This window comes from Oscillibacter sp. (assembly GCF_032018205.1).
Classification (GTDB): Bacteria; Bacillota; Clostridia; order Oscillospirales; family Oscillospiraceae; genus Oscillibacter.
This window is the reverse complement of record NZ_DALZOY010000012.1, coordinates 3,981-12,369: the sequence shown is the minus strand read 5'-3', so window position 1 is coordinate 12,369 and position 8,389 is coordinate 3,981. Positions and strand designations below refer to the sequence as shown.

Genomic DNA, 8,389 nt, shown 5'->3' with positions numbered 1-8,389 from the left:
ATAATCGCCGGCCCCAGGCGGGAAGCGTTTTTGACCACATTGATTACCACAGACGGGTGCGGAGCACGCGGAAACAGTGTAGCCAAGAGTGCCAAAGAGCAAGTAAAACCTAGCGAAAACCACTATAAACATCTATAAATAAGTAGAAAAAACTCAAAATCCGTATTTGGGACCAGGATGCCGCAGGTTCGAATCCTGTCACTCTGACCAAAGAGAACAGGATTGTTTTTTACGAAAGTAAAAGGCAATCCTGTTTGTTTTCTGCCCTAAAATCTATGAAAATGAGGGTGAAATGAGCGCTTGTACCCGAAGATGACCATATAAAACACGCATATACTTGACTTTGAGGTTTTGGGCTAATCCGCCTCACCATTAAAAGGCGAATATAGTTGGGTTTTAATTAATTGAAAGGAAGGTAGAACATGAAAAAAACATATGGATTTAGAGCGTCTGACAATGGTTTGCTTGAGGTCATTCCCGAACAGGTAGCGGTTGTACAAGAAATCTATCGGCAGTATATCTCCGGAAAGAGTCTGGGCGGTATTGCCGATTTCCTTTTTAAGCAGAACATCCCCTCCCCCTCCAGCAAAGAGCGTTGGAGCAAGTCAGTTCTTGATAAAATGCTGAGCAACGTCAAGTATATAAATACCGTTATCAGCTTTGACGATTACTTTGCGATTCAGAATGAGAAGGGTAAACGCAGCAGCATAGACGAGGATACCAATAAGAGAAAGACCACCCAGTATTATTCGAAAGATGTACTGAGTGGCCTTTTTATTTGTGCCGAATGCGGTAGCGTATACTGGCGCATTATCCGACCCTCCGGAGAGATCGTCTGGCGCTGCTCCAATCGAGTCAAGCATGGAAAGGCCGTTTGCCATCACGCCCCCTCGCTCCCGGAAAATGAACTGAAGCAGGCTGTTTGTGAAATACTCAGAATCTCGGAATTTGATCCTGAAGCTGTTAAGGAAAGTTTAGAATGTGTGCAGGTTCTGTCAAATGGGACACTGGCTCCGGAATTTGTCCAAAGGGAATATCAGGAACTTAGCCTGTGAATCTGTCGAACTGTGTGATATAATTAGGATATTTAGGAAATGGGGTGTGGTTTTGGAGAACTTGACGAGCAGCAATCGTCTTGTGATGCATGTTATCGCAAAGGAAAAGTACCTTACCACACTATTGAGTGAAGGCAAAATTACGCGGAGCGACTTTGAGAAGATGTCTCATTTTCTATACGAACACTTTCATATTTCCGATGTGTCTGCCGAAGATATTCAAGAGGTCCATACTACCATTTCCGCCGACTCTACCACGATTTCGACAACCGGAGAACCCTTCTCAGTAGAAATGCAGAATCCTCAGCGGATCGTTGCGGGCGAGACTCAACCACAGCCCCCAGCTTTTGTTTCTTTGACGGAGGCTGTTCGCACATTTACAGAGGACTCCCCCGCTCATGTCATCCAAAGTTGGATGAGGAGCCGTAATACACTGGAGTTTTTGTCTTTATGGGAAGCGGAGAACAATACTGACTTTAACCAATTGGGATATGAAGCCATAATGCAGCAGCAATCAGGCTCTTTTACAATGACTCCCAAGCAATGGATCGATCAAACCAACGCGGTTGGGCTGATCTCGAAACAAGGTAGAAACGGTGGCACCTTAGCCCATCCGGTCATTGCCTGCGAATTTATGCTATGGCTATCCCCGACATACAAGTTGACGTTTTTAGAAATGCGCTCCGGTAGTTAAAGAAAGGCCGATGCGACAATGAGTGAGAGCAGAAATCTGAAAGTGACCAAGATACTACCTGAAACGGAAGAATCCGCTTCGGGCAGTTTCCATGCTCAGCCTATCAGGGTGGCCGCTTATTGCCGCGTATCCACGAACTCGGAGGAGCAGCTTTCCAGCTACCAGTCACAGGTAGAATACTATCATGAAAAAATCAAAATCAATCCCGCGTGGGTATTGGTTAGAATTTATGCAGATCAGGGGAGCTCAGGGACGGCGACAAAAGGCAGGAAGGAATTTAACCGAATGATCCGCGCCTGCCGGCAAGGGAAAATAGATTTAATCATCACAAAATCTGTTTCCCGTTTTGTACGAAACACGTTAGACGGGTTGGATTATATACGGCAGCTCAAAGAACTTGGGATCGGCGTCTATTTTGAAAAAGAGAATATAAACACACTGACCCTTGAAAATGAGCTGGTCCTCACCTTTATGATGAGCGCGGCTCAGGCAGAAAGCGAGTCTTTAAGCGGCAACATTAAATGGGGAATCCGTAAAAACTTCAAGGATGGGAAAGTCAATTACATCTACAGCAACTTTCTTGGTTACCGAGAAGGCCCCGATGGGCAGCCTGAAATAGACCCTGAAGAAGCAGAACTTGTTCGGCGTATCTTTTCCCGTTATCTCCAGGGTCAGAGTGTGGCAAAAATAATCACTGACTTTGAGGCGGAGGGAATCAAAACCATTCGCGGTAAAGAAAAATGGAGAGATGGCGTGGTTCGGCATATCCTCTCCAATGAAAAATATATGGGAGACGCCCTGTTGCAGAAAACATTTATCTCCGACCTCTTTACCCGGCGCTCAGTGAAAAATGTGGGACAGCTTCCCAGATATTATGTACACGACTGCCATCCGGCGATTATTGACAAAGACACCTTTTATCGGGTTCAGGAGGAAATCGCCCGGCGTGCCAGCTTGCCGCAGCGTTCCATACATGGCAAAACCGGGAGGTCAAAGCATAGCGGGAAATATGCGTTGAGCAATCTGCTCACCTGTGGTAATTGTGGAGCCCTATACCGCAGGGTGACGTGGACACGACCGGAGGGGAAGAAAATCGTTTGGCGCTGCCTGAGACGAATTGAGTTGGGTAAGAAGACCTGTGATTCGCCGACGGTTGAAGAAGGGGTAGTACATGATGCCATTGCCAATAGAATTAAAAGCGAAATTGATTTCCCACTGCTGCAGGAAGCCCTGCTTGATGCGGCGCAACTGGCTTCGGATGCAGCTTTCACAAGGGCCGCTCTGGAAGAACTGTTTAGCCAAAGGTTGACGCTGGAGTATGATGATATCTTGGCGAGGCAGCTGATTCAGAAAGTAGTTGTAATAGATGAGGATAGATTTGAGATTGAATATAAATAGCTTGCAAATTATTATAGGGATTTACGGCTGAGCGAAACCCAGGAAATTTTACGGAAAGAAAGGCACATTGAAGATAAGTGGGCAATTTTAAAATTTATTAGAAGAAGTTAATGAAGAATTATAAATATGTTGTGGCGTCATTTTGGATAGTATATTAGCTTTGGAATATAAGAATGGTGGTGGTGATATGCAAACTGAAAATTTGAACTTAAAGAGAAGTCTTGTTATACAGTCCTTTGCCCCTCTTTTTTTACTATTGACTATCAAGCATTTCAATTTTAACTTGTATTGGGACTTGATTTATAAATTTATTAATACCTTTATCGAAAAGGGCACAGCAACAATTCCAATCGTATTAAATCATTCTTCATTTGGCGGGTTCGTAGTTTCACTTATAGGTATCTGCTGGTTGATTCTCACGATAGCTATTGCGTTAGGCTTTAATGGAATTCAAAAAGCTGGATTCAAAGCTATGGGTGAACAAATAATTATTGAGGAAACGTCTAATGATAGTGGTGCAACGTTCTTAGTGACCTATGTGCTACCTCTGCTGACAGATGATGTTCAATCAGTTAGAGAGCTGACGGTATTCTTGACAATGCTTATAATGGTTATCCTGCTATTAACAAGTTCCAACACTTTTTATCAAAATCCGGTGCTTTCGGCCATGAAGTACAGAACATTTTCATTTAAATTTTCCAATTCAGCAAATGACATTACTCACTCGGAAAAAGTATATATAGGAATTACGCGTGGTACTCCAGTAGTAGAAGATGCTGTGATAAAACGAAAATACATCTCAGATGGTGTTTTTGTCATTTACAACGACTAAATGAAGAAAGGAAGAAAAAGATGCCTGAAGTAAACTTAAACGAAGAACAGATCAGGGTAAAACTTAAAGATTATTATGATAATTTTACACAATGCGGGTTGGAGGCATTTTTGGTCAAGAAAGATTCTCCGAAGCTAAAAAGAATGTCGTTATCCGAAGAACCCAATGAGCAGGGCAAGAATTTCAGAACAATACTAAAAGAGATGTTCTTTAATATTCTTGGTGAACAGTATTTATCGCAAGAAGCAGAGTATGCAGATGGCCGTCAATTGGCAGATAACCAAAATAAGTACTTAATCTTTGAACAGGGAGAAAACTTTCAGCCATTTGTATATTTGAATGACGATAACGAAATTGGAGATTTCTCCACAGCGGATTTGACAGATGCGTTTGGTCTTGTCTTTCAGCTTAGAAAAGGTGGAAATACTATTTGGTTGTACCAACAACTTTGGAGTATTATGGTGCCAAATAAGAAAAAAACAAATATCATGGCACGGCTGATGCAATTTGAAAATCAGGTTGTATTTTCGGAACAAAATGAAAATTTGCTTACAATAGCAAAAAAGATAGATGTTCTGATTATAGATAACTGTCTAATTACGAGCAATACCACACTTCTCCAGAAATATTTTGGATTCCAAGATTATATATATCAATCTGCACAACAGACAGTTCAAAGTATAGTTCAGAAAAATATCGTTGCCAATACTGAGAAAATGACTGAATATATTAGCAGAGGAAAAACGAAATACGCTAGGAAGATGATGCGTATTGGTTCATCGAGAGTATTAAATTTAACGCCGGAACAGCTAATAGCTAAAATTAATTCATTAGCCCGGTGGCAAGGAAAATTCAATTTCAATCAAGATACAAATCAAATTACCTTGAATACATATGGTGAAGTAGAGAGTCTTATTGATTTGTTTGATGAGAGATATACTCGCTCTGATGTAACGGATACAGAATATGATACGGATGTAAAAACGGTAGCACTACCTATAGGACAAATGCAATGAGTTTTTCCTCTAAAAAATAATAATTAACTATAGAAACATATATTTCACTTAGATGGTGTTATATTTTACTTGCGTTTAAAAATCTTTTTTCTACGGTTTTTACATAATTAACGTCAATAATGGATGTCCTGCGGTAAAAACCGCAGGACATCCGGCGTTTCCGGACCTTTTTACCCTCAAAATGCCCGTCCAAAAAGAGTTCAATTCCGTAGATATCATAAGGGTAATTTGAATAAAACTATAGATTTGAACCTGCACACACGGCGTTTTACCGTAGAAACAAGAATAAATGAGTACCGACAGCGCTCTTTCCGAATTGCAGAAATGCCGAAACGGAATCGGGGCTTTATATAACCCAATCAATAAAATAAGAGAACAACGACTTAAGCCGGAGCAGTGGAGTGTAAGAATGCACTTTTATTCTCCGGCTTTTTTGTTTTCTGGAAAGGAAAATTTATTCTGGCGAGATAAAAGCGAAACAGGAAAATGGCCTGTTATGATTCGGAGAGCCTTGTGACATTCGGCAGACCATTGCTACACTGCTACAGCTGCCCCTATACAAGACCCCAAAGAGATATACTGGAAACAGCTTCCGCAAATTCATTTAGTACCATGTTTTTTCCACTGTTTAAAATACGCAGATCAGTGTTTTCGCAGTTTACCTGAATGACATCTGTGAATGAAACTGGAGAAAAAGAATCTGTTGACAAAACAACCTCATGGAAGGCTGCAATTACTCCGTTTAGTTCAAGAATAATTTTTGTTTTACTTCCGTCAATGACATTGGATGCAAACAGCATAAGGTTTATCACGTATTTACCAGGCCTACTTATTACAAACGTACCTTCTGCAGAATCGTAGCTTATATATGGCGCTCCGTTCGTGATTTCTGTATTAAACTTTATGATTTTACCTGAAACGTATATACGCTCTGTTCGTTCTTTGGGACATACATCTGCATACTGTGCACCGGCAAGGGAAACTGCCGAACCTGCCGGACCCATAGGACCTATTGGGCCGGAATTGCCTCTTTCTCCCTGAGGGCCCTCTGGCCCTTGACAACCTCTGGAGCCCTGTGGCCCTTGAGGCCCCATGGAGCCAGCGGGACCCTCGGATCCCATGGGGCCGGCCGGGCCTTCCACCCCCCGATCACCCTGAGGTCCTTCCATGCCTGCAGGTCCCTGACAGCCGACAGGTCCTATATCTCCTCTCGGTCCGCGTGGGCCAGCGGGGCCCATCGGGCCAACCGGACCGGGATTTCCCTTTGGACCAATAGGTCCCTGACAACCGGGTTCCCCCTGTGGCCCCGCATCTCCACGTATTCCAGGATCCCCCTGAGAGCCTTGAGAACCGGGATATCCTTGTGGCCCTGGACATCCCTGAAGGCCTTGTGCTCCCGGGATACCCTGTGGGCCAACGGAACCTGTCTCCCCCTGCCAACCGGCAGGGCCAACAGGGCCTGTTTCTCCTTGTGGTCCTTGCGATCCCGAGGGGCCGGGAATGCCTTGTGGTCCAGCCGGACCTATGGGTCCACCTGGATCTCCTTGCGGACCAGTAGGCCCTATAGGCCCGGGGATACCTGGAGACCCCTAAGGGCCAGTTGGGCCAGCAGGACCAACTTCGCCTTGCGGCCCTTGTGATCCTGCGGGGCCGGGAATGCCTTGTGGACCGGCAGGACCTATGGGTCCACCTGGATCTCCTTGCGGACCAGTAGGCCCTATAGGCCCGGGGATACCTGGAGACCCCTGAGGGCCAGTTGTGCCAACAGGACCAACCTCACCTTGCGGCCCGACATAGCCCGGCATGCCCTGAGGACCAGGACAGCCGCGTGGCCCTTGCGGACCAGGTTGTCCGGGTTTCCCTTCCGGACCAGGCGGCCCGACCGCGCAACAACAGTTGCTGGTACGTTTTGCGCATACAGGGCAGTTGGGATTGTTGCACCCTCCCGCTACACTATATGTATTATTAAAGCGATACTGATTCAAAATACACTCCCCTTGTATGCTTATCGAACTTAATATACTGCTTTATTCCAGAATATGAAGACTTGGCGGCAAAGGTGTATTCAGTTCTTGATAAGAGAGTATAATCGGCACCTCAATGTTGGCTCGCACATACATTGTTATTAAGAGTAAGCACTCTTATTCTAGAATCATCGAGAGGAATAGCGCTATGGTGAATAATGATAGGCATGAATACGACACCCTCGAATCGAGCGAACCCACTAATGGGAGCGCAAGATCCGGATGTGCGTCTTGCTCTACCACTCCAAATTATAATCCGAATTGTCCCGTTGGTCCCCCGGGCCCTCGTGGACCTGAGGGGGCCCGGGGGCCAAAAGGCGATCCCGGGTGCCCCGGTCCGAAAGGCGACATCGGCTATCAAGGTCCGCAAGGATCTGCTGGACCTATGGGAACCGAGGGAATCAGAGGCCCAAAAGGTCCAAAAGGAGATCAGGGCAACAAGGGCGACGCTGGTTGCCCCGGACCTGCGGGCTCCCGTGGACCGCAGGGACAGATAGGACCCCAAGGGCCTCAAGGCGTTCGCGGCGATATCGGGCCTCAGGGTGATCCCGGTTGTCAGGGGGCCATCGGGCCCCGTGGAAACCCTGGTCCGGCAGGTGCACAGGGCATCCCCGGCCCGATTGGTCCCAGAGGAAATACTGGACCCGCAGGTCCGCAAGGAGGTCCGGGACCGGAAGGCTCACAGGGTCCTCAGGGCATACCTGGACCGGCTGGTCCAATAGGACCGGAAGGACCTGCCGGGACGGAAGGTCCACAAGGGCCGCAAGGTGCGCAAGGTTGCCAAGGGCCGGAAGGACCACAAGGGATACAAGGCGATGTTGGCCCAACTGGCCCGACAGGCCCAATCGGCGTAACTGGCCCGCAGGGTGATATCGGACCTACCGGTCCAATCGGACCAACGGGGCCTACCGGGACACTCGACCCTGGAGATTTCCTTTTTAATGTAGTTGGGACTACCGGTACAGTGCCTTTGGAATATGGCGATGACTTAATTTTTGAATCTACCACACTTGATATTACGGTAACACCAGGCTCTGCTATTGTTACCATTGAGAATCCAAGCGTTACCGGCCCCACCGGCCCGCAGGGCGACATCGGTCCCACCGGCCCCGCAGGCCCCACTGGTCCTGCGGGTGCAGACGGCACTGACGGCGCAACCGGCCCTGAAGGTCCCACCGGCCCTGCAGGTGCAGACGGCGCTGATGGTGCAACTGGCCCTGAAGGTCCCACCGGCCCCGCTGGTGCAGACGGTGCTGATGGTGCAACCGGCCCCGAAGGTCCTACTGGCCCTGCAGGTGCAGACGGCGCTGATGGTGCAACTGGCCCTGAAGGCCCCACTGGTCCCGCTGGTGCAGACGGCGCTGATGGTG

At 47.0% G+C, this 8,389-nt stretch carries 7 protein-coding genes; 6 read left to right on the top strand and 1 reads right to left on the bottom strand.

Annotated elements, in window-relative coordinates; translation table 11 throughout:
• Positions 1–422: 422 nt before the first annotated feature.
• The 5 genes from RTU96_RS10290 (at position 423) to RTU96_RS10270 (ending at position 4,995) form a co-directional block, all read left to right on the top strand.
• Entirely contained in the window at positions 423–1,055 is a 633-nt protein-coding gene (locus tag RTU96_RS10290; protein ID WP_312636502.1) for a recombinase family protein, read from the top strand.
• 52 nt (positions 1,056–1,107) lie between these two features.
• Positions 1,108–1,749 (top strand): KilA-N domain-containing protein, encoded by a 642-nt coding sequence (locus RTU96_RS10285; RefSeq protein WP_312636501.1) that lies wholly within the window; start codon positions 1,108–1,110, stop codon positions 1,747–1,749.
• An 18-nt stretch (positions 1,750–1,767) separates the two neighbouring features.
• On the top strand, positions 1,768–3,147 hold the full coding sequence (locus tag RTU96_RS10280) for a recombinase family protein (RefSeq protein WP_312636500.1): 1,380 nt from the start codon (positions 1,768–1,770) through the stop codon (positions 3,145–3,147).
• Positions 3,148–3,289: 142 nt separating this feature from the next.
• Complete coding sequence (locus tag RTU96_RS10275) at positions 3,290–3,979, top strand: hypothetical protein (RefSeq protein WP_312636499.1); 690 nt, start codon at positions 3,290–3,292, stop codon at positions 3,977–3,979.
• Positions 3,980–3,999: 20 nt separating this feature from the next.
• A complete protein-coding gene (locus tag RTU96_RS10270) occupies positions 4,000–4,995 on the top strand; it encodes a DUF4868 domain-containing protein (protein WP_312636498.1) in 996 nt (331 codons plus the stop codon).
• Between the two features lie 554 nt (positions 4,996–5,549).
• Here the strand turns inward: RTU96_RS10270 and RTU96_RS10265 are convergent.
• Complete coding sequence (locus tag RTU96_RS10265) at positions 5,550–5,999, bottom strand: hypothetical protein (RefSeq protein ID WP_312636497.1); 450 nt, start codon at positions 5,997–5,999, stop codon at positions 5,550–5,552.
• Positions 6,000–7,404: 1,405 nt separating this feature from the next.
• Between RTU96_RS10265 and RTU96_RS14780 the strand changes: the two genes are divergently transcribed.
• A partial coding sequence (locus RTU96_RS14780) for a collagen-like protein (protein WP_397356866.1) occupies positions 7,405–8,389 on the top strand: 985 nt, incomplete at its 3' end.

Coding starts and splice junctions, on each gene's coding strand:
- RTU96_RS10280 (WP_312636500.1), top strand. CDS start 1,768: ATGAGTGAGAGCAGAAATCTGAAAGTGACCAAGATACTACCTGAAACG.
- RTU96_RS10290 (WP_312636502.1), top strand. CDS start 423: ATGAAAAAAACATATGGATTTAGAGCGTCTGACAATGGTTTGCTTGAG.
- RTU96_RS10270 (WP_312636498.1), top strand. CDS start 4,000: ATGCCTGAAGTAAACTTAAACGAAGAACAGATCAGGGTAAAACTTAAA.
- RTU96_RS10265 (WP_312636497.1), bottom strand. CDS start 5,999: ATGGGTCCGGCAGGTTCGGCAGTTTCCCTTGCCGGTGCACAGTATGCA.